Annotated in this window: 18 protein-coding genes, 2 pseudogenes and 1 riboswitch; of the genes and pseudogenes, 11 read left to right on the top strand and 9 right to left on the bottom strand. The window is 35.7% G+C overall.

Going from position 1 to position 19,094, the window contains the following annotated elements; all coding sequences use genetic code 11:
- Positions 1–141: 141 nt before the first annotated feature.
- The 3 genes from HS5_RS07250 to HS5_RS07240 are packed head-to-tail and all read left to right on the top strand — an operon-like array spanning position 142 to position 1,130.
- Positions 142–501, top strand: a complete 360-nt coding sequence (locus tag HS5_RS07250) for a PaREP1 family protein (protein ID WP_236750571.1) — start codon at positions 142–144, stop codon at positions 499–501.
- Entirely contained in the window at positions 488–811 is a 324-nt protein-coding gene (locus tag HS5_RS07245) for a PaREP1 family protein (RefSeq protein WP_236750569.1), read from the top strand. Before HS5_RS07250 ends, HS5_RS07245 begins: the two co-directional genes overlap by 14 nt.
- Entirely contained in the window at positions 789–1,130 is a 342-nt protein-coding gene (locus tag HS5_RS07240; protein WP_236753489.1) for a PaREP1 family protein, read from the top strand. Before HS5_RS07245 ends, HS5_RS07240 begins: the two co-directional genes overlap by 23 nt.
- Here the strand turns inward: HS5_RS07240 and leuS are convergent.
- Positions 1,123–3,882: a leucine--tRNA ligase gene (gene leuS / locus HS5_RS07235; protein ID WP_236750568.1), complete on the bottom strand. Its 2,760-nt coding sequence runs from the start codon at positions 3,880–3,882 to the stop codon at positions 1,123–1,125. The two genes, HS5_RS07240 and leuS, sit on opposite strands and share 8 nt — an antisense overlap.
- A 374-nt stretch (positions 3,883–4,256) precedes the next feature.
- Between leuS and HS5_RS07230 the strand changes: the two genes are divergently transcribed.
- The gene (locus HS5_RS07230) at positions 4,257–4,439 is read left to right on the top strand and encodes a hypothetical protein (RefSeq protein WP_236750566.1); all 183 of its coding nucleotides are present in this window, start codon (positions 4,257–4,259) and stop codon (positions 4,437–4,439) included.
- Here the strand turns inward: HS5_RS07230 and HS5_RS07225 are convergent.
- Together HS5_RS07225 and HS5_RS07220 are read right to left on the bottom strand one after the other, a co-directional pair.
- On the bottom strand, positions 4,426–4,833 hold the full coding sequence (locus HS5_RS07225) for a PaaI family thioesterase (RefSeq protein WP_236750564.1): 408 nt from the start codon (positions 4,831–4,833) through the stop codon (positions 4,426–4,428). The two genes, HS5_RS07230 and HS5_RS07225, sit on opposite strands and share 14 nt — an antisense overlap.
- 35 nt (positions 4,834–4,868) lie before the next feature.
- The gene (locus tag HS5_RS07220; RefSeq protein ID WP_236750562.1) at positions 4,869–5,213 is read right to left on the bottom strand and encodes a DsrE family protein; all 345 of its coding nucleotides are present in this window, start codon (positions 5,211–5,213) and stop codon (positions 4,869–4,871) included.
- Between the two features lie 210 nt (positions 5,214–5,423).
- On the opposite strand from HS5_RS07220, the gene HS5_RS07215 reads away from it, so the two are divergent.
- On the top strand, positions 5,424–6,143 hold the full coding sequence (locus HS5_RS07215; RefSeq protein ID WP_236750560.1) for a hypothetical protein: 720 nt from the start codon (positions 5,424–5,426) through the stop codon (positions 6,141–6,143).
- Positions 6,144–6,216: 73 nt separating this feature from the next.
- On the opposite strand, the pseudogene HS5_RS07210 reads toward HS5_RS07215, so the two are convergent.
- A pseudogene (locus HS5_RS07210) lies at positions 6,217–7,422 on the bottom strand (transposase).
- A 98-nt stretch (positions 7,423–7,520) separates the two neighbouring features.
- Positions 7,521–8,176: pseudogene (locus HS5_RS07205) on the bottom strand (MFS transporter); the annotation flags it as partial.
- A 176-nt stretch (positions 8,177–8,352) separates the two neighbouring features.
- Positions 8,353–8,433: riboswitch (Fluoride riboswitch) on the top strand.
- Between the two features lie 19 nt (positions 8,434–8,452).
- Between HS5_RS07205 and HS5_RS07200 the strand changes: the two are divergent.
- From HS5_RS07200 to HS5_RS07175, 6 genes are read left to right on the top strand one after another with little or no spacing between them, the layout of a single operon-like run.
- Positions 8,453–9,760, top strand: coding sequence for a proton-conducting transporter membrane subunit (locus tag HS5_RS07200; protein ID WP_236750556.1), 1,308 nt, complete (start codon positions 8,453–8,455; stop codon positions 9,758–9,760).
- Positions 9,757–10,887 carry a formate hydrogenlyase gene (locus HS5_RS07195; protein ID WP_236750555.1) on the top strand — a complete coding sequence of 377 codons (1,131 nt, stop codon included), beginning with the start codon at positions 9,757–9,759 and terminating at the stop codon, positions 10,885–10,887. Before HS5_RS07200 ends, HS5_RS07195 begins: the two co-directional genes overlap by 4 nt.
- The gene (locus HS5_RS07190) at positions 10,884–11,492 is read left to right on the top strand and encodes an NADH:ubiquinone oxidoreductase (protein ID WP_236750554.1); all 609 of its coding nucleotides are present in this window, start codon (positions 10,884–10,886) and stop codon (positions 11,490–11,492) included. Before HS5_RS07195 ends, HS5_RS07190 begins: the two co-directional genes overlap by 4 nt.
- A 1-nt stretch (position 11,493) precedes the next feature.
- Complete coding sequence (locus tag HS5_RS07185; protein ID WP_236750553.1) at positions 11,494–13,224, top strand: proton-conducting transporter membrane subunit; 1,731 nt, start codon at positions 11,494–11,496, stop codon at positions 13,222–13,224.
- The gene (locus HS5_RS07180; protein ID WP_236750552.1) at positions 13,221–14,162 is read left to right on the top strand and encodes a respiratory chain complex I subunit 1 family protein; all 942 of its coding nucleotides are present in this window, start codon (positions 13,221–13,223) and stop codon (positions 14,160–14,162) included. The genes HS5_RS07185 and HS5_RS07180 overlap by 4 nt, the downstream gene beginning before the upstream one ends.
- Positions 14,155–14,772 (top strand): hydrogenase, encoded by a 618-nt coding sequence (locus HS5_RS07175; protein ID WP_236750551.1) that lies wholly within the window; start codon positions 14,155–14,157, stop codon positions 14,770–14,772. Before HS5_RS07180 ends, HS5_RS07175 begins: the two co-directional genes overlap by 8 nt.
- Here HS5_RS07175 and HS5_RS07170 read toward each other — a convergent pair whose 3' ends face one another.
- Genes HS5_RS07170 through HS5_RS07155 form a run of 4 tightly spaced genes read right to left on the bottom strand, consistent with a single transcriptional unit; the run spans position 14,773 to position 19,042 of the window.
- Positions 14,773–15,534, bottom strand: coding sequence for a hypothetical protein (locus tag HS5_RS07170; protein ID WP_236750550.1), 762 nt, complete (start codon positions 15,532–15,534; stop codon positions 14,773–14,775). It abuts the gene before it with no gap.
- Positions 15,512–16,513 (bottom strand): ABC transporter ATP-binding protein, encoded by a 1,002-nt coding sequence (locus HS5_RS07165; RefSeq protein ID WP_236750549.1) that lies wholly within the window; start codon positions 16,511–16,513, stop codon positions 15,512–15,514. Before HS5_RS07165 ends, HS5_RS07170 begins: the two co-directional genes overlap by 23 nt.
- Positions 16,503–17,465, bottom strand: a complete 963-nt coding sequence (locus tag HS5_RS07160) for an ABC transporter ATP-binding protein (protein WP_236750547.1) — start codon at positions 17,463–17,465, stop codon at positions 16,503–16,505. The genes HS5_RS07165 and HS5_RS07160 overlap by 11 nt, the downstream gene beginning before the upstream one ends.
- Positions 17,466–17,467: 2 nt before the next feature.
- Positions 17,468–19,042, bottom strand: a complete 1,575-nt coding sequence (locus HS5_RS07155) for an ABC transporter permease (protein WP_236750545.1) — start codon at positions 19,040–19,042, stop codon at positions 17,468–17,470.
- Positions 19,043–19,094: the final 52 nt, after the last annotated feature.

The raw sequence follows: 19,094 nt of genomic DNA, 5'->3' as shown, positions 1-19,094 counted from the left end.
CTTAATGAGAGTTATTGTATTTTGCTTTGAGAAAAATTTATACAAAAAAGTTTGAGAATAAAGAATTTTAACAAAATAAATAGTTAGACCTAACGAAATTTTCGTAAAGACTTTATTTTGATAAAAAACACATTTCTACTTGTGAAAAAGGTTCTCAAAAGTTCTGCTAACACGTACTTGAAAGAAGCTGATGAACTACTAGAAAAAGGCGACATAGTACAAGCATCAGAAAAATATTATAAAGCCGCAGAAGAAGCAATAAAAACACTTTCAATATATCTTAAAATAAATCCAGAGAATTGGAATCTAGCTTCAATTAATAGAGTAGCTTTAGAAATATCAAAGATTTTAGGTGATGATATTCTAGATTATTGGAATAGTGCTACAGCTCTTTATACAGCTAATCTCGATGAAGATACACTAAAAATTTTAATAAAAGATGTAAAAAAGCTAGTTGAAATTGCAAACGCAAAATATAATGAAGTACTTGAAAGAAGCTGATGAACTACTAGAAAAAGGCGACATAGTACAAGCATCAGAAAAATATTATAAAGCCGCAGAAGAAGCAATAAAAACACTTTCAATATATCTTAAAATAAATCCAGAGAATTGGAATCTAGCTTCAATTAATAGAGTAGCTTTAGAAATATCAAAGATTTTAGGTGATGATATTCTAGATTATTGGAATAGTGCTACAGCTCTTTATACAGCTAATCTCGATGAAGATACACTAAAAATTTTAATAAAAGATGTAAAAAAGCTAGTTGAAATTGCAAACGCAAAATATAATGAAGTACTTGAAAGAAGCTGATGAACTACTAGAAAAAGGCGACATAGTACAAGCATCAGAAAAATATTATAAAGCCGCAGAAGAAGCAATAAAAACACTTTCCAAGACGTTAAACTTAACACAAATTATTTCAGAAGTTAATAAAAAAGGTAGATGGAAATCTGAAATATTATTTAAAGCTGCAAGATTAATTAACGAAAAATATCCAGGGACGCTTAAAATGTGGAAATCTGCTTGGAAGCTCCATGAAGATGGGTTTCATGAGTGTGGACTGGATTTAGTAACAGCAAAGGCTTTGGGACATATTGTTAAAAATACAATTTTATTACTTATTAGCTAGAGAATATTACTATAGAAGGAGATAGAGGCAATGCTTGAGACTTCTTGCCCTTAAAGTCTGGAGCGTTTATATCATTACTATCGTAAATCATTATTTGACCTAAGTTAGTCTTACTCATTATGTAATTTGCATAATTAGCCAAAGTCCTTATCTCGTCAAAATCTTGTAAGGTAAGTAAAGATTTCATGAAAAGATCGTCATAAGCCTTCATCGATGAATATGCTTTTTCTAGCCTTTCATTTCCTCCCGCAAATTCGAGTGCATTCTGCCCTTCTTCTATGGCTTTAGCTGTATCTTTAGCTAAAGATAAGTCATTATTTACGTATAATACAGCCTTTTCTCCCTCTCCAACTATCCTTTCTAGCTCCTTTATTTCGCTTACAACATAATCTATGTATCCTTTTTCAACAACGGCATCTGGATAAATTGTAAACTCCTCAGGCTTCGGATATTCCTGCTCTGCAACTAAGCCTGAAAAAGCTTTACTCCACAGTTCTTCAGCTATGTGAGGAGCCGCAGGATAAAGCATCCTTATCCATGCTGAAATCGACTTCTTCAAAAGCTCTGTATTTATTCCGCTAGTGAAATCCAAATAATCCTTTATTACGTTATAAATGTCGTATAGAACTACATTGTATGCGGTAAAGAAGTCAAGATTCTTCATATTTTCATCAACTGTTCTTACTCTCTCGCTCATTATACTTGAAAGCCATTTTTCAGCTACACCAAAATTATCGCCTTTTGTAGCAAGCAATTCACCCACAAGGGAGTAAATTCTCTTAAGCTGTTCTGCAGTAGACGTAACCACAGTAGAGTTAAACTCTACATCTTCTGAAAGCTTTGGAGTGGATAAAACTATCCTAACGGGGTCTACGCCGTACTCTTTTATAGCCTTACTGAGAGGATAAACGTTTCTGAAGCTCTTGCTCATCTTCTTTCCTCCTACCCTTACAAAACCGTTTATTACAATCTGTCTTGGCAACTTTCCTAAGATCTCCAGATGATTGTAAATATAATAAGGAATATGATTCTGTATTAAGTCCCTTCCGCTATGCCTTGAATCTACCGGATACCAATAATTGTATTCTTTCCTTAATTCTTCTACTTCTTCTTTGCTTACCCCTAGATCTTTACTTATCTCCTCAGGATTTCCTAAACCTAAAAATACGTAATCAAAAAGTTTATCGTTGGCTTTCTTAAGCTTGTGAGAAATTGTATAAAATGCTGTATAAATAGTAGAATCTGATAAGCTGTCAATTATTTCGCTCTCATCCCAAGGTAGTTTAACTCCTAAACCTCTGCTTCTTCCTACAGCTCTCTTCCTTAAATTGAATATTGATTTTTCCAAATCTTTCCTAACTTCCTGAGGAACGAAATTGATGTTATCTAAAGAGTTCAGAACTGCGACCTTCCACTCAGGATCGTCATAAGCTATAAACCACTGATCTTTTATTATCTTTACTACTATCTGTGCACCGCATCTACAATAAATAGGTCCGTTCATTATCTCATAAATAGTATCATGCCTTCCAACACTGTTAAGTAGTTCTATTGTAGAGATTCTGGCATCTTTTACGGGCTTTCCTGAGATCATTTCTTTTACGTACTGTCTCATATAATCTGGAACGTATGTAGAAACATCCGTCATTATACCCTTATAGTACTCAGTCCTGTATATTTGATCCGCAAAGTCCTTCAGTTCTGCCATGTCTCTAATATCTATTCCTTCAGTGGGAATTTCAGGCAGGCCGGGGGAAGATATTACTGCATAATAATCATGAACCCCATTATCCTCAGCAATTACCTTATGTATAGGATCGTGAGCCGGAGTAAGCATTACTAACCCAGTACCGAAGGATGGGTCTACAAACTTACTTAAAAAGACATTAACCTTCTTTTTAGTTACCGGATTTACAGCTTCCTTGCCTATTAGCTCATCCGGTTTGATTTCTCCTATCATCTTTAAGTCCTTCTGATAAGAAAGCTTTTCAAATGCCTCTTTAGATAACAAAATTTTCTTTCCAGAATATTCTGCAATCACGTAAGTCGTTAAAGGATTAATTACAATTCCTATTCCGGCAAATACTGTCTCGGGTCTTGATGTAGCTACTGGATAAAAGTACTCCCCTTCGAAGAGTATAACGTCAAGCTTTTCTATTTCAGGTTCAACGTCTCCTTTAGTATCATGCATCCCTACCGGGAATTGGTCTCTAGGGCAATAACCTACAGCGTCAGTTTCCTTAATCAATTTACCCTTATCCTTTAATTTCTTAAATTGCCATTGAATTAATGAGGAAAACCTCTCATCAATAGTGGTAAAACTCCTCCTCCAATCAACGCTTAAACCTATAGCTTTTGCAGTCTTCTCCATCTCCTGCCTAAAATACTCTGCCAGCTTATATGGGTCAGAAAGCTCCTTTATCTTCTCTTCATCTATTTCGTAAACGGTCTTAAAGAAGTCGATAATATCTTGGTCTCCTCTCTTTATTGAATCTGCGACTGAAAGTATCGGAGTTCCTGTGAACTGGAAAGCAAAGGGAAATAGAACGTTATATCCTTTCATTCTCATGTACCTTGCGTAAATATCCGCAGTAGCGTAAGTCCTACCGTGGCCTATGTGCATAGGACTATTAGTATAAGGAAAAGGAACTGTAATAAAGAACTTAGGTTTTTTCTCATCAATGTTTGCTTCAAAAATTCTCCTTTCTCCCCAAACTTTCTGCCATTTTTCTGCTATAACATTAAAGTCCATAATATCAATAGCAAATAGGAAGATATAAATAATTTTGAGAATTTAAACAGCTTAAAGCGGGAGAAGGTTTAATTCCTTCTCCTTCTTCTAGTTATAATAACGGCAGAAAGAGCCTATAGGGTTATCAACTTAAAAGGAGAAGTTTTAGAAGAATTAAAAACAGCAGAAGAAGCATACAACTACGCAAAAACAATAAAATATAGGGTTAGAATTGAAGGCCCTAAAGAGGTATATTTTAAGTGAGGATAAAGGCTATAATAGAAGATATAGAAGAATGGTTTTATGTCGATACATGATTTTCAGGAGATACTATAGTTACTTCTGAGATATTTGATAGAATACCTTTCTCGGCAAGCGATGGAGGAGAAATTTGTTTGACTACGAAGTTATGTTTTTCAGTAGTTCAAAAATACGCTACACTCAGAATACTAAATTATGAAACCTTATGCAGATGCTTATGGTATCCCAGAGTGGAGGAAAATATAATAGGAGAAGGTATACTTTCCAAGGTAGGATTAATTTTGGATTATAAAAAATTTGAAGTTAAGGATCCTTAGTCACTTTCCTATCCCTAATTATATACCAGGTTCCTAAACCTACTGCACCTAACTTTCCTTCAGAATCCCTAAATTCTATCTCGACAACTACTGCAGTCCTTCCCTTCCTCACTATTTTTGCCTCAACAGTAAAAGGACCATCATACATTGGTTCAAGGAAGTTAACCTTAAGTTCCTGCGTAACTTGGTCTATTCCATCGTTTATTGAAGCTACTGCTAACCCTCCTGCATAGTCCATTGAAGTCATTATCATTCCGCCGTGGAGAACCCCTCCTCTTCTGCATATTCTTTCAGAATAAGGAATTTCTAACTTAGATATTCCATCTTTAACTTCTATAACTCTCATCCCAAGGTAAGATGCAACACTCTCTTTTTCTATTACCTTAAAATCCATATAAGAATAAAAAGCGACCTTTATCTAAAATTTTTCTAAAAGTTGAGTATCTCATATCCCTTAGCTACAAAATCTGCAATAACTGGACCTACTAAAGTTACAGTTAATCCTTGAACTTCTTTCAGTTTATCTGTAATATTCATACTATCTCCTACCAGTTGACAAGCATAAACTTTTTCTAGACTCACAAGTTGGTTTAGCATATTCATGATGTCGGGATCTTTTTCAGCTATTAATTGTTCGCTAGGACCAAAGAACATAACTTGAACATCATCAAATAGATGCTTTTGCTCTCCTACTAGTGCTAAAGTTAATCCAGTTAGTATCTTAGCTTTTTGATCTTTACCAGAATTTATCATTACAACAATGTTTTTAGCCATGAGTTAATCTCTTTCATAGGAGAATTTAAAGTTTGTTAACGGACTTTAACATAATAATTTGAGTAATAAGCAAAAACATCTATGGTATATCCACTTAAGTCGTGTTATGGCAAATTAATAATTACAATATTATTTTAACTTAATTTATGTAAACGTAGATAGGACTTATATAGAAAAATCTAATTAGCTAACTTACTTATCTTTACAAAAATGATTTCAAAAATAAGCAAGCTGCCCATAATGGACAAGGAATTCTTAAAGTCTTGGTTTAGCGATTTAGATAATGTAATAGAATGCATACCTTCTGCAATTAAAAGTGACAATACATTAATCATTGAACTTAATCCTGGGATTTTTAAGAAAAGACTAAAGCTGAATTATTATACGAAAATAGATAAAAACTTCTTCCAATTCAATTTTATTAACGATGAGAATACCCTTAGGATCTACATTATACTTGATGATGAACCTTTCTTTAGAGTATATTATGAAGGGGCATATGAAAAGAACTTTGGAAAAATCGCAGATGAAATAAATAAGAATATTAAGGAAAGGCTATCTCTAGATTATATTGGTTATAAAAATAGAATGGAAAATATTATGCTTTCAGATAAACTTAAGGGTGTTTCGTTTATAACTAAAATTGTAGCTAAATCTAAGTTACTCTTAGAAAAAGACGTTTGCACCACAGATTTAGTATCAACAATTGAGGAAATAATTTCCTCAATTTTTCCACAGCCTGCAGTACTTTACATTACGGGTTACGGTGACGGAGTTTTCAGACTAGTTTTCATAAATGGAGAATTTAGAGGTATTTATATAAATTATGAAGGAAAAGAAAGCTATTCAGAAGACGATTTAAAAAATCTTAAAGGAAAATTCAAGGTGTCAGTTTACTCCGCTAATCTAGGAGACGTTTTATCTAATTAGGACTAACCTTATTTTCTGCAGACTCAGTTAACCTAGTCCCTAAGGTTTCAGGTCCTAGGTGAACTACCCTGCCCTAACGGACAGGGCTTCCTGCGTCAAAGCCGAGGCTTGCCAACGGTAGAGGTCTCAGCTCCACAAGCACTAAGGGTCGTTCTAACCCCGATCTATACAAAATGTTAATTGTCGCATTATAATCCCTATCTACAGTCCAACCACACTTAGGACACGAAAACACACGATCCACCAAAGTTAGATCCCTCCTAACATAACCATACCTAGCACAAGTCATAGACGTGAAAGCAGGATTAGCAAAACGAACCTCCTTACCATACTTCCCAAACTGATATCCCATGATACTCCTAAACTCATGAAAAGCAACGTCATGAAGCCTCCTCCTCATAGACCTTAGAGATTTACCAACAAGTTGCCTAACGTTAATGTCCTCCATTACGAGCACATCATAATGCTCAGCAAAATACTTACCCAACTTCATGAACATGTCTATCCTAAGATTCTTCATGTGCTCGTAAGCCTTAGCTAGCTTAGTCTTAGCCTTAAACCAGTTCTTTGAAAGAAACTTCTTCCTCGATAGAGATTGATGAAGTCTCCTAGTCTTGTTGAGCGCCTTCTCGTAGGGTCTTACGTTTGGCACGTATTCCCCGTCAGAGGTAGTAAGAAGTTTCTCTATATTGACGTCAACAGTAACTACTTTGTTTGTCTTGGGGAGTTGAGGAAACTCCTGATCGACAATGAAGGTAATGTATATTCTCCCTGATGGCATTAATTTGACTACGACCCTCTTTACCTTGTCCAGCGGGAAGTCCCTATGCACGATAACGTGAAAGACTCCTAGATTTGATAACCGTAGCGTGAACATTTTCTTCTTGTTTTTCTTACTCTTTGTTCTTATTTCTCTCACTTTCAGTACTTTCCAACCTGATTGAGGGTAGACTAAGGAGTACCACTTATGAAGTTTCTTTTCCTTTGGGTAACGTGCTAAACCATCGAAGAACCTCTTTCTAGCGTCGTAGAATCTGTCTGCAATCTCTTGCACTGTTTGGGAATAGATTTGTTGGTATTGTTTATCCTGTTTCCTCAAGTCGAGGGCAAGTTGCCTCAACTCAGTCTTATTTAATCCTTTCCCGTCTCTTCAATAGAAATATGAATCTGCCCAGCGTAAGGTGTTGTACACTTCACACACTAACTTCAACTGGGCTTTTAACGCCCTCAACGTTTGTTCGTCTGTGTACGCTCTGAAGCGTAACCCTACGTCAGACATTAATAGATTGTTCGAAGAGCTGAATATTTATCTTTTACTACAAAGGGGGCTATCCATCCCCACGGATGGGGTCTTCCGCCCCCTTTGAACCCCCATTAGAATAAATCTAAGAATGGAGCCTTCCTAATTGTTTTTTAGCTCTAACATCCTCAAATACAGGAGTTTCTTTCATTGTAAGCCTAATAGCTAACGCAATAAACGCAGGCACTAGAGAAGTTAGGAATAAGTACCTCCAAGCATAGACGTCTAAAGCCTTTACTCCAAAGAGTGCAATAAAAGCTCCTTCAACTATTGCAGCTAATGCGGCACCAAATGAGAATCCCCCTTGAACTAAACCGCTAATTAAACCCCTCCATTTGAACGGAGTCCACTCCATTGCAAACGGGTGCCCTGCAGCGTATTCTCCACCTGCGAATACTCCTACAGCTATCCTAATGAGAACGAATAAGATGAAAGACAATATCCCTACCGCAGCATAAGTAGGAAGTGCAGATGTTAACGCACTGGAAATCCCCAGCCCTAGAATTGTAATTATTAAGTCTCCTTTTCTGCCTATTTTATCTCCTAGATGCCCAAAAATTGCTGAGCCCAAAGGCCTAAATATTATAGTTAAAGAGTATGCAAGTATTACTGTGAACACACCAATTAATGAAGACGATGGAGGAAAGAGGACAGTGGCAATTACTGGAGCAATTGTTAAAATCATAGTTAAATCGTATGCATCTAAGAGGAATCTGGTAAATTGGGAAGCTATCGCTTTTTAACTGTTTGATGAAAAGCTATTCGGTTCCATATTGTTTATACAATATGGAATAGTTTAAATTATTTTTGTTAATTCCCGAGAGTGTAGCCTATTGAAACTTTCTTTCAAACAATTTTATATAAATAAAACTTTTAAGTTAGCCTAAAATTAATCTCTATGGCCGATTAGTGAAGCTAGGGAATGGCGTCTCCCTGGGGATTTTCCCTAAACCGCCCGATTTCATGAGGGCTGATGACGCCTATCTCTAAAGAGATAGGTGAAAAGCCCATGAACGCTCTAATACTCAGTTTAATAATAACTCCGTTGTTAGCTAGTTTACTCTTCTTCAAAGGTATTAAATACTCAACAATAATCTCAGGAATCACTGAAGTAATAATTTCACTATTACTCCTCAAGGATGTACCTATAACGTGTACTTTTTACGTTACCGAATTTACTTGGTACTTCGTATTGATGGTATCTTCAATATATCTATTATCTACCCTATTCTCTATAAGTTATCTAAATGGAGAAAAGACAAAAATAAGCGAAAGAACTTACTTTTTGCTACTGAACTTCTTTGCATCCTCAATGTTTTTCGCTTTAGTAATAAACAACTTAGGCTTAATGTGGGTAGGAATTGAAGCTACAACAATATCCACAATACTCTTAGTAATAACTGAAGGTACAGACACCGCAATGGAAGTAGGTTGGAGGTATACAATAATAGTCTCTGCAGGAGTTACATTTGCATTCATCTCAATTATTCTAGTATACTACAGCACGCATTCCTTAACAGTTTCATACCTAATAATGAACCATTCACCATCATTAACGTTAAGAATTGCATCAGCAATAGCCTTAGTCGGTTTCGGTACAAAGGTAGGTGTATTTCCAGTAAATACTTGGTTACCTGACGCACACAGTGAAGCGCCTGCACCAATAAGTGCAATGTTCTCCGGCGTCTTATTGCCAGTAGCTTTATACGTTCTTTACCAATTTTACGAAATATGCCCAATTTTTACGTTATACTCTTGGATTTCTACAATTTCCATAGTTATTGCATCAATAAGTATGGCTAGCCAAGTTTTCTTCAAGAGACTCTTTGCTTATTCAACTATAGAAAACATTAACCTAGCATTACTAGGATTAGCGAGCGGACAAATTCTTGGAGCAGTTATCTTGTTGATTTCCCATGCATTCGGTAAAGCTGGAGCTTTTTACTCAAGCGGACTTCTAATTAAAACTTATGAAAGCAAGAGAATAGAAGAGTACGGTTTATGGAAAAGCAAATTTGCATCTTATTCGCTTTTACTATCCTCTCTCGCTGTGACCGGAACTCCTCCTTTTGGGACTTTTATAGGTGAGTTTCTCATATTATCATCTTTGGTAAGAAAGTGCATAATCGAATTCATTATAATCTTAATTGCATTATCTACTGCCTTCATTTCAGTTAATTATCACGTAAGTAAAATGACGTTCAAAGGAGAAAAAGAACCTCTAAATGAAAATAGTACCTTGGGTATTATATCTTTAATTTCAGCAATTATATCACTAGCTATAGGAATATTTATCATAATCTGGTGGTCTTTATGAGGAGAAAAATAGGTAAACTGGGTAAATTCTGCTTATATAGTGATGGTTACACAGAATGTGAAGAAAGCGAAGAGAAAGATAACTACGCACCAGCTTACGGTTCATTTGACTTCGTTTATGGTCCAAGTACTGGCGGATTAATGGAATCTGTGAGGCTTGATATTATAACATTCGGAGAATACATCAGAAGAGTTACAGTTAACCCTTACTATAAGTCCAGGGTAATTAAGATAAAAGATAAGGATATAAACGACACTTTACTCTATATAGAGAGAATAAACGCTTCCTTTGCGGCTTCTCATTCTATAGCTTTCCTATTAGCTGTAGAAAAAGCAATTGGGATTGAAGTACCTTACGAACTACTGCTGGATAGAATAGCAGAGATTGAGCTTGAGAGAATAAGGAATAACTTATTGGTAATTGAGAGGCTTACTGAATCTGCTGGATTTCAAGTACCTACAAATTCATTATTATGGCTAATAGAGAAGGTTAATAGAATAATAGGGAAGTACTTCGGACATAGATATTTTTTTGGTGTTAATTATTACGGAGGAATTAACTTAGAAGAAGGAAAAATAGAAGGACTAGAATTTATAGAAAAAGAGTTCAGTGAGTTATTCAACTCTTTAATAGAGAGTAGAACATTCATAGATAGACTGCAAGGAAATGGGGTCATTAAAGATGAAGAGAGCATAGGGCCCGCTGCAAGGGCTGCAAACCTTGAATATGATGCTAGAAAAGAAGAAGTAGGATTACCTTACAGAGACCTAGATTTTAAAATATCAACTTACGATTCTGCAGACGCTTTTGGTAGGTTCATAGTAAGGGGAAATGAAATTCTAGAATCTCTAAGCCTATTAGCTAAAATAAGTCTGAAAAAGGCGAACTACGGTATAATGAAAAGAGAAGGTAAAGCCATAGGAAGAGTTGAAAGTCCTTCTGGAGACCTTGCATATTATGTTGAAGTAAATGATGGAAAAGTTAAAGAAGTATATTTATTATCACCTTCTTCTATAAATATTAAAATTTTTTCTAAATCTATGGTTAAAAATATTTTTACAGATTTGCCTTTCAACTGGGAAAGCTTTGGAATATGGATCTCAGAAGTAGGGGTGAAGTTTGAATGAGCTGGTTCTTAAAAGGAATAAAAAGAGGAATCAAAACTGAAAAATTCCCAAAGGAAGAACCTTTAGATGTAGCACCTTGGAGTACCGAATTAAAGGGAGAAGGAAAAGTTGATTGCCCCACTAATGCGATAGACAACGGTTGGGAAAAAGAAAAGTGCATATTCTGTAGGAGATGTTTCCCAGAATATAAACCGACTGGCAACGTTAACATATTTGGTGTTGAAAAGAACAACACAACTTTCAAGAGGTCTTTTTATATTTATCCAATAGATGTAGGAACTTGCGGAGGATGTAATTTAGAACTCAAGTTATTGACTTCCCCACAATACGACATGAGTAGGTTTGGAATATTCTTTACAAACACTCCTAGGCATGCAGACGCGCTCTTAGTAATGGGGATAATGACCGAAGGAATGAGAGAAGCACTTATGAGAGCATATGAAGCCATACCAGAGCCTAAGTTAGTAATTCTTCTGGGTACATGTGCAATTTCCGGCGGGCTATTAGGCTTACCTCCAGAGATAAAGGGCGACGTTAAAATAGCAGGATGCCCTCCAAATCCTTACACCATACTTAAGGCATTAATGGAAGCAAAAGGTGATTAAAATGCTCCAGCTACTCATTTTATTTTTATTATTAGTATCTATAATAATTTCACTACTTAATAGAAAAATAGGATATTCCTCACTAGGAATAGCGTCGGCACTCATAATATACCAAGGATTACACTGCATATTCTTCCTTATAGCCGGAATAGTATGGCTACTTTCTTCAGCTTTCTCAATATTTTACGACAATTACGGTAAATGGTTTTCTCCACTTTTCATAACTTCAATTCTAGGAATGTATATCGTACTAATTTCTAATAATTACATAGAATTTCTAGCAGGCTGGGAAATTATGTCAATACCTGCATATGCTATAATAGGACTAAATAAGAAAATAGACTATCCAGCGTTTACTTTTATGGCTTTTGGAGAACTGAGCACTGTATTAATATTGTCAGCATTCATCTACTCGTATTCTATTACTGGTAACATATACTTTACAGAGCTTTCTTCACCTTTACCTTTCATAATATCTACATTTGGATTCATAGTAAAAATGGGTATATTTCCTTTCTTAGTGATGGAATGGTTACCAATAGCTCATGGATCTGCACCCGCAAATTCCTCTGCAATACTAAGTGCTACAATGACGCTAATGGGAGTATACGGTATAGTAAAAATTGCATCTTTAACAGAACGAAGTATAGTAACTCAAGACTTTGGCTTTATATTATTAGGAATGGGAGGCTTTTCTATTTTCTTCGGAGCACTATATGCCTACGTCTCTGAACACGTGAAAGGCTTACTAGCTTTCAGTACAATAGAGAACAACGGTTCAATACTAACGGGAATAGGTGTTTATCTAATTAGCAACGGAGTATTATCACAATTCGCTCTTGATGTATCACTCGTATTTGCTTTAGCTCATTCTATAGCAAAGACAGGGTTATTCTTCATTTCCGGTAGTGTTGAAGGAGAATCCTTAACTTACGTAAAGGTTACTAAATCCTTGAGAGGTAAAATAGGAGGAATATTGCTTGCATCTTCAATGTCTGGATTATTACCAAATATTGGCGGAGTAGCCGCATGGGGGCTTTTAGAGAGCTTATTTATGTTAGCTTATGTTGAACATTCCATCCTCTCTGTTATTCCCATAATCTCAGGGTCTATAGTAGCAATGGGTGAAGGATTAGCTACAGGTGCGTTAATTAAATTTATTTCTTATACTCAAATATTTAAGATAGGGAAAACTGAAGGTTCTGCCAAGGCTTCGATTACACTAGTAGTGGGAATTATTATACTACTTTTGGGATCAATTTCATACATTTTCTTCAGAGGATTTACTACAGGTGTACCATGTTTAGGCATGCTGGAAGGTTTACTTATAGTCTCAAATTATGGGAAGGCGTTCGGAGGAATTTCACCATTATATGTACTATTACTTTTATTTATAATAAGCTTGATAACATTCGGAATATTTGGAAAACCTAAAATTAGGAGAACCGAAATTTGGAATAACGGAGAAAAAATTGAGGAACATTATTCATCATTTGCTTTAGCAAATAATATCAGAATGATGCTCGCTAAACTACTTAGAACCAAAATCTTAGAAAATGAGGTAGTATTCTCTGCAGATATATTTTGGGAGGCAATGTACAGCCTTGCTAAGGCATATAAGAGGTTTTCTAGAATTTTATCTACTTCATACATGAATAGTTCATTAAGTTATTACATTTTTTACATGATTCTCGCTTTTATTATAATAACTCTCTTGGCGGTGATAATATGATTGAGGTAATAATAGAAACAGCAGTTCAAGTTTTAGGAGTGATTTTACTTTCTCCACTTTACGCAGGAATCCTAGATAAATTAAAAGCTAATATATCGACTAGAAAAGGACAGAGCATATTCCAACCATACTACGATATTATAAAATTACTAAAGAAAGAGAGCGTAGTTTCAGTTAACGCTTCTGCAGTATTTATCTATTCACCCTACATAATATTCTCAATTTACGTTTTGATATCTTTCGTCATACCTGTAGTTTACCCACAGCCAGTAATATTTACCCCTACTGTTGACTTTCTAGGAGGAGCGTTACTCTTCTCCTTAGCGGCATTTTTAAAGATAGCCTCAGCAATGGACTCCGGGAGTAATTTTGTAGCCCTCGGTACTTCTAGGGCACTCTCTTTCAACTTTTTGGGAGAAGCTACCCTAATTACAGTATTCTTTGCAGTCGCACTAATTACTGGAACTAACAATCCCTACATAGAGCTGGAGTTTGCTGAAAAACCCATGTACTACCTTGCTTTAGATCACGTATTTGCGTCAGTAGCGTTTTTCATGCTATGGTTGTTTGAAACTGGAAAATTACCAGTTGAAAGTTCAGGCTTAGCTGAAATGGGCATGATAGACGACGCACTAACTTACGAATATAGCGGAAAACTGCTTGCATTACTAAAGTGGGGAGGTTATATGAAGCAGTACCTACTAGGTTCCGTTTTGCTCAACGTATTTATATTACCTTGGGGCCTACAGACCGGAATTTTAGGTGCAGTAGAAGATTTAGGAATAATGTTCCTAAAATGGATGTTACTCATCTTCATTGCCGTAATTATTGATACTTCACTATCAAAACTAAGGCTGTATAAAGTTCAAGATTTTCTGGCAGTTGCCTTCGTCGTTTCTATTTTATCATTAATTTTCTCGGTGATAGAATATGATTAAAGAGGAGATCGTCGATTTAATTTCAGTAACAGTAATAATTACCGCCTTTTACATCCAAGGACAGGCTTACTATAAGCCCTTAGTGAGGATGAGTGGAATTCAATCAATAATTTTAGCATTACTATCCACATTTTTAGGAATAGTTACAGGAGTGTTCGACTATTTTATCCTCGCGGTGTTAGTTGCAGTACTTAGGGGTGTAATTACCCCGTATGTTCTGCTTAAAATGCTCGGTAATAAGTTCGGAGAGAGAGAAAAGATAAAAGGGGTAGCGTCACTTTTAGTAATTGATTTGGCATTCTTCTTTGTAGCTATTATCACAATTTACGAGTTCGTAATAGGTAAGATACTCCCTCAACAAGTTATCTTTCCTTTAGCTCTCTTTTTCCAAGGACTATATTTAATAACATCTAGGAATTCAACTCCCGCACAAATCATAGGTTACATTGAGGAAGAAAACGGTATAGTGATGTTAGGGCTATTTATAATACCTTTACCGCTTTTAGTTGAAGCGAGCGTCTTTCTGGACGTGCTAGGATTGGTAGTAATTTCGTCCTTGTTGATATACGAAAAAAGAGAACATAAACCTTTAGAAGAATTAAAGGGATAATCATTTCTTCCTTCTTTTCATAAGTAGCACAGCTAATAAGAGTACTACCACTACAATTCCACCTACTATTATGTAATCTGTATTTATTGTAGATACGTGAGTTACATACGATCTACTTAAGTATAGAGTATCCACAAAGTCTAGAGGACCATGTTTTCCACTAACTCTTCCGCTAAATATATTCTCATACGACTGTAAAAAATTATTAGTCTTATTATATGCATAATACCCATGAATATAATAGAAATGTAAGGGATTCTCACATAAGGCGTTTATTGTAATATTAATAATCTTTCCCCTATAAACCACGGAAGCAGTAGCATTATATTGAACGATCCTACCACTGGTAATATTTTCATTTACAATTGTTAATTTATAACTGCCATTCTTCAGATTTATAGGAAGATAATAGGGTATAAGTAGCTCAGAGGAGTTTGTAAAATAGAATTTCAAACATATCTTACTCCCATTGCAGGAAAACGTGTAATAGTAAGAATTATAAAGATGCTCATTGAATAAAACAGATATATTAGGGTTTATTGCTGAAGCGGCTTTTTCTAAAGATTTATTGCAAATTACATAATTTTCATCTACACTTATATTTTGCCCGTTAACCTTTATATTAGCGTTACCGTGAGCATTAAAATACGTTGTAACTAAATAATGAACTTCATAAGTTCCACTATAATTTACAGCAAATGAAAAATAAGCCTGTGTTGCCAAAAATATAATTATCAGACTAATAAAGATGACACGCAACATAATGACCACTTTTCACTTCCTTTAACTCAGGCTCCTTCTCCTTGCATACTGGCATCGCAAAAGGACATCTATTATAGAATACACAACCCTTAGGTTTATCTAAAAGCGGCACGACTTCCCCCTTAATCTTTGGTTCGGGAACTTTTGCATTAGGATCAGGCCTAGGTATAGCCTCAATTAAAGCTTGCGTATAAGGATGCATTGGGTTTTTTATGATTTCTTCTGATGAAGATATTTCCACGACTTTTCCGCTATACAAAACCATTATTTTATTTGAAATATAGCTCGCTATGGCAATATCGTGAGTTATAAATAAGATGGAAAGATTATTTTCAGACCTTGCATTATTGAGAATTTCCAAAATCTGGCCTCTAGTAGATGCATCTAACATGGATATTGGCTCGTCAGCTACCATAAACTTTGGTTTTAGAACTAGCGCTCTAGCAATTACTACCCTCTGCCTCTGACCACCAGAAAGCTCATCCGGCATTTTATATGCGAAAGCCTCTGGGGGTGTTAGCTTAACTTGTTCTAATGCTCTATATACTATTTCCTCTTCTTCTTCCCTGCTATGTACTAACTTGTGAACTCTCAGTCCTTCAGCTACCGCATCGTATATTCTCATTCTTGGATCTAAAGCTCCATAGGGATCTTGTTGTATTAATTGGAAATACCTTCTTAGCTTTCTCAGTTTGCTCTCCTTTAATTTGGTAACATCTATATTCCCCCAGAATACCTTTCCTTCCTCAATGTCCAAAAGTTTTAGAACTCCTCTACCTAAAGTAGTTTTACCAGATCCGCTTTCTCCTATTAATCCTAAGATTTCTCCTGACTGTATAGAGAAGGAAACTCCATTTACCGCATAAAGATAAACTTTACTGAATATTCCTCTACTTAAAGGATACTTTATCCATAAATTCTCCACATTAATTATTCCGTGTTCAAAATTTAATTTACTTAAAAGATCTTCACCTAACATCTTTCCTCACCGCGTAGCAATAAACCAACCTATCATCGACTTGAACGGGTTCCGGAAAGCTCTCCTTGCATGCTTCCATTGCTAATGGACATCTAGGATAAAAAGGACAACCTTTGATCTCTTTTGTTAAATCTGGAGGGTCTCCTTTAATATAACCTATTTGAGTGGGCTTCCCATTACTGATATCTGGGACTGAAGAAAGTAGACCTTGAGTGTAAGGGTGGAGAGGGTTCTTAAACATTTTCTCACTATTACCTATCTCCATTATTTTACCAGCATATAACGTCATTAATTTATTCGCAAGTCCTGCAACAACCGCAATATCATGAGTTATGTAAATCAATATCCTGGAAGCATTAATTACCTTATTCCTCAGTAAGTTAAGTACTCTAGCTTGGTTTATCACATCCAGGGCAGTAGTAGGCTCGTCTGCAATTACTACCTCCGGGTTCAACAATAACGCAGAAGCAATTACTACCCTCTGCCTCTGACCGCCAGAAAGCTCATCCGGATACTTAAAGAAGACTTCCTCCGGTAGATTAAGGTCTTTAAATAGAGAAAGAACTCTATTAACTGCTTCCTCTTCGTTCACGTTCTCATGCTCCATAATTATTTCAGTGAGTTCCTTTCCTACTCTCTTTATAGGGTTGAGTGCATTCATTGAATATTGCGGTATAATAGAAATCTTCTCCCATCTTATTTTTGTCCTAAATTCGTTTTTATTAATCGATAAAAGATCAAGATTATCCAGAACTGTCCTTCCCTTAATTTCTGCAGTGTCTGGCAATATTCTCATAATTGTGCTGGCTAATGTAGTCTTTCCAGAACCGGTTTCACCTATTATTCCTAAAACGTCTCCCTTATCTAAGGAAAAACTCACCCCATTCAGCGCGTTAATCTTTACATTTTTGCCCAATTTATACTTAACATATATATTATCTACTTGAAGCATTGCTAACTAACACCCGTTTTTACTCTAAATCTCTCCAAAATTGCCTCTCCCAAGTAAAATAATGATACACCTAACAGAATTAAGGCTATCGATGGAGGAATCACCCACCACCATGCATGAGCTGGAGCTGCTGCCGCATAATTATTAGCTAAACCTAACATGTTACCCCATGTAGGGAATTCGTATGTCGGAATTCCTATCCCTAAAAAGTCCAGAGTACTTTCCGTAAAGATTACTGCTGTAACATCTAAAGTTAACTGAGCAAATATAATAGGTAGCAAATTAGGGAACATATGCTTTCTCAAGATCTGAAAGTTAGTCTCTCCTAAAGCTCTGGATGCCTCTATAAACGGTTTAGATCTATTGACGTATGCCTCTCCCCTAATTACTCTAGCAGTTATTGGCCAAGACAGAACAGTTATTATTCCAGCTAATATAAAAGCCCTATCTGCGCTAAGGAATTTTGGATCATAGAGATCTAGAGCCGCTACTATCAAAAGTATTACTATTAACCCAGGTAACAAAAGTACAAAGTCTGTAATAGAAACTAATGTCATATCTCTTATTCCACCGTAATATCCTGCCAGAATTCCTACTACAGCTCCTATAGCAACTATTGCCAAACCTGCCAAAGCTGCCAATTCAAGATCAAATACGCCTCCTTTAACAAATAATGCGAATATGTTCCCGCCGTTAGCACATGTTCCAAGTACACCATAAACACTTCCTAGGAATTCGAAATAAACGTCAGATAGATAAATTGTAACGCAATCTTTACCTCCCGTGGGATAATACATTACTGTATATGTAACATTATAAGTACCATCCTTAGTAAATAGATCCTTGATCATATAATAGCTTGCGAAAGCAGTCTCGTTCTTCGGTAACGTATAACTATAAGGAGTAAAAGCTGGAACGTTACTTCCTGCTTGGAAGTAGTTCCATTGTCCTCCTTTTATTTGAAAATATGTCGAAGCATGAATGACATAACATATAATATTATGATTGGCAAATGGGGGAAATCCAGTACCTTGTAGCAATACGCAGATTGACTTACCGTTAGAACCAGTAATTTTACCTAATATAAAATAAGGTTGTGAAGTATTAGAATATACGCTATATTGCATTACATAAAAATTATAATGACAAGGTAACTTGTAAGTGTAATCAAAATTGTGATATAATGTAACGTTTACCGGTTTATTACCAATAATTTTAATCTCTATACTACCGTGTCCAGTATTACCAAAGCTTATCAGATTTTTACTGAACGACGTCTCATTATATGGACCGAAAGTAGAGTTCCATATGATTTCTATTTTATCTCCATTTATTGTTTCATTTCTTAGATTCCAATATGATATTACACCCGGACACTTTGCCGCAATTAAATTATAATCTGAGGGAACTTTAATATCTGGAGGTAAATTTCCACAAAACAGTGTAGCCCATGATGGTCTGGCAAATGGAGCAGCGGCATAATAATAATGAGAATTATAAGGACAGCACTTTGCATATGCCAAACTACCGGCTACGACGGTTATAGTTAGACCTACTAATATAATAAATGCTAGCAAAAATTGCCACGTTTTAAATAATTCCTTAAAGGTTCTTTTAATATTTCTAAAG

The sequence above is a fragment of the Acidianus sp. HS-5 genome, assembly GCF_021655615.1.
GTDB lineage: Archaea > Thermoproteota > Thermoprotei_A > Sulfolobales > Sulfolobaceae > Acidianus.
Note: the sequence above shows the minus strand (reverse complement) of the source record. Positions and strands in the feature narration are given on the sequence as shown.

What these genes read in the sequence shown, in the direction of transcription:
- HS5_RS07240 (WP_236753489.1), top strand. Translation starts at nt 789, where the DNA reads ATGAAGTACTTGAAAGAAGCTGATGAACTACTAGAAAAAGGCGACATA.
- leuS (WP_236750568.1), bottom strand. Translation starts at nt 3,882, where the DNA reads ATGGACTTTAATGTTATAGCAGAAAAATGGCAGAAAGTTTGGGGAGAA.
- HS5_RS07225 (WP_236750564.1), bottom strand. Translation starts at nt 4,833, where the DNA reads ATGGATTTTAAGGTAATAGAAAAAGAGAGTGTTGCATCTTACCTTGGG.
- HS5_RS07220 (WP_236750562.1), bottom strand. Translation starts at nt 5,213, where the DNA reads ATGGCTAAAAACATTGTTGTAATGATAAATTCTGGTAAAGATCAAAAA.
- HS5_RS07215 (WP_236750560.1), top strand. Translation starts at nt 5,424, where the DNA reads ATGATTTCAAAAATAAGCAAGCTGCCCATAATGGACAAGGAATTCTTA.
- HS5_RS07200 (WP_236750556.1), top strand. Translation starts at nt 8,453, where the DNA reads ATGAACGCTCTAATACTCAGTTTAATAATAACTCCGTTGTTAGCTAGT.
- HS5_RS07195 (WP_236750555.1), top strand. Translation starts at nt 9,757, where the DNA reads ATGAGGAGAAAAATAGGTAAACTGGGTAAATTCTGCTTATATAGTGAT.
- HS5_RS07190 (WP_236750554.1), top strand. Translation starts at nt 10,884, where the DNA reads ATGAGCTGGTTCTTAAAAGGAATAAAAAGAGGAATCAAAACTGAAAAA.
- HS5_RS07185 (WP_236750553.1), top strand. Translation starts at nt 11,494, where the DNA reads ATGCTCCAGCTACTCATTTTATTTTTATTATTAGTATCTATAATAATT.
- HS5_RS07180 (WP_236750552.1), top strand. Translation starts at nt 13,221, where the DNA reads ATGATTGAGGTAATAATAGAAACAGCAGTTCAAGTTTTAGGAGTGATT.
- HS5_RS07175 (WP_236750551.1), top strand. Translation starts at nt 14,155, where the DNA reads ATGATTAAAGAGGAGATCGTCGATTTAATTTCAGTAACAGTAATAATT.
- HS5_RS07170 (WP_236750550.1), bottom strand. Translation starts at nt 15,534, where the DNA reads ATGTTGCGTGTCATCTTTATTAGTCTGATAATTATATTTTTGGCAACA.
- HS5_RS07165 (WP_236750549.1), bottom strand. Translation starts at nt 16,513, where the DNA reads ATGTTAGGTGAAGATCTTTTAAGTAAATTAAATTTTGAACACGGAATA.
- HS5_RS07160 (WP_236750547.1), bottom strand. Translation starts at nt 17,465, where the DNA reads ATGCTTCAAGTAGATAATATATATGTTAAGTATAAATTGGGCAAAAAT.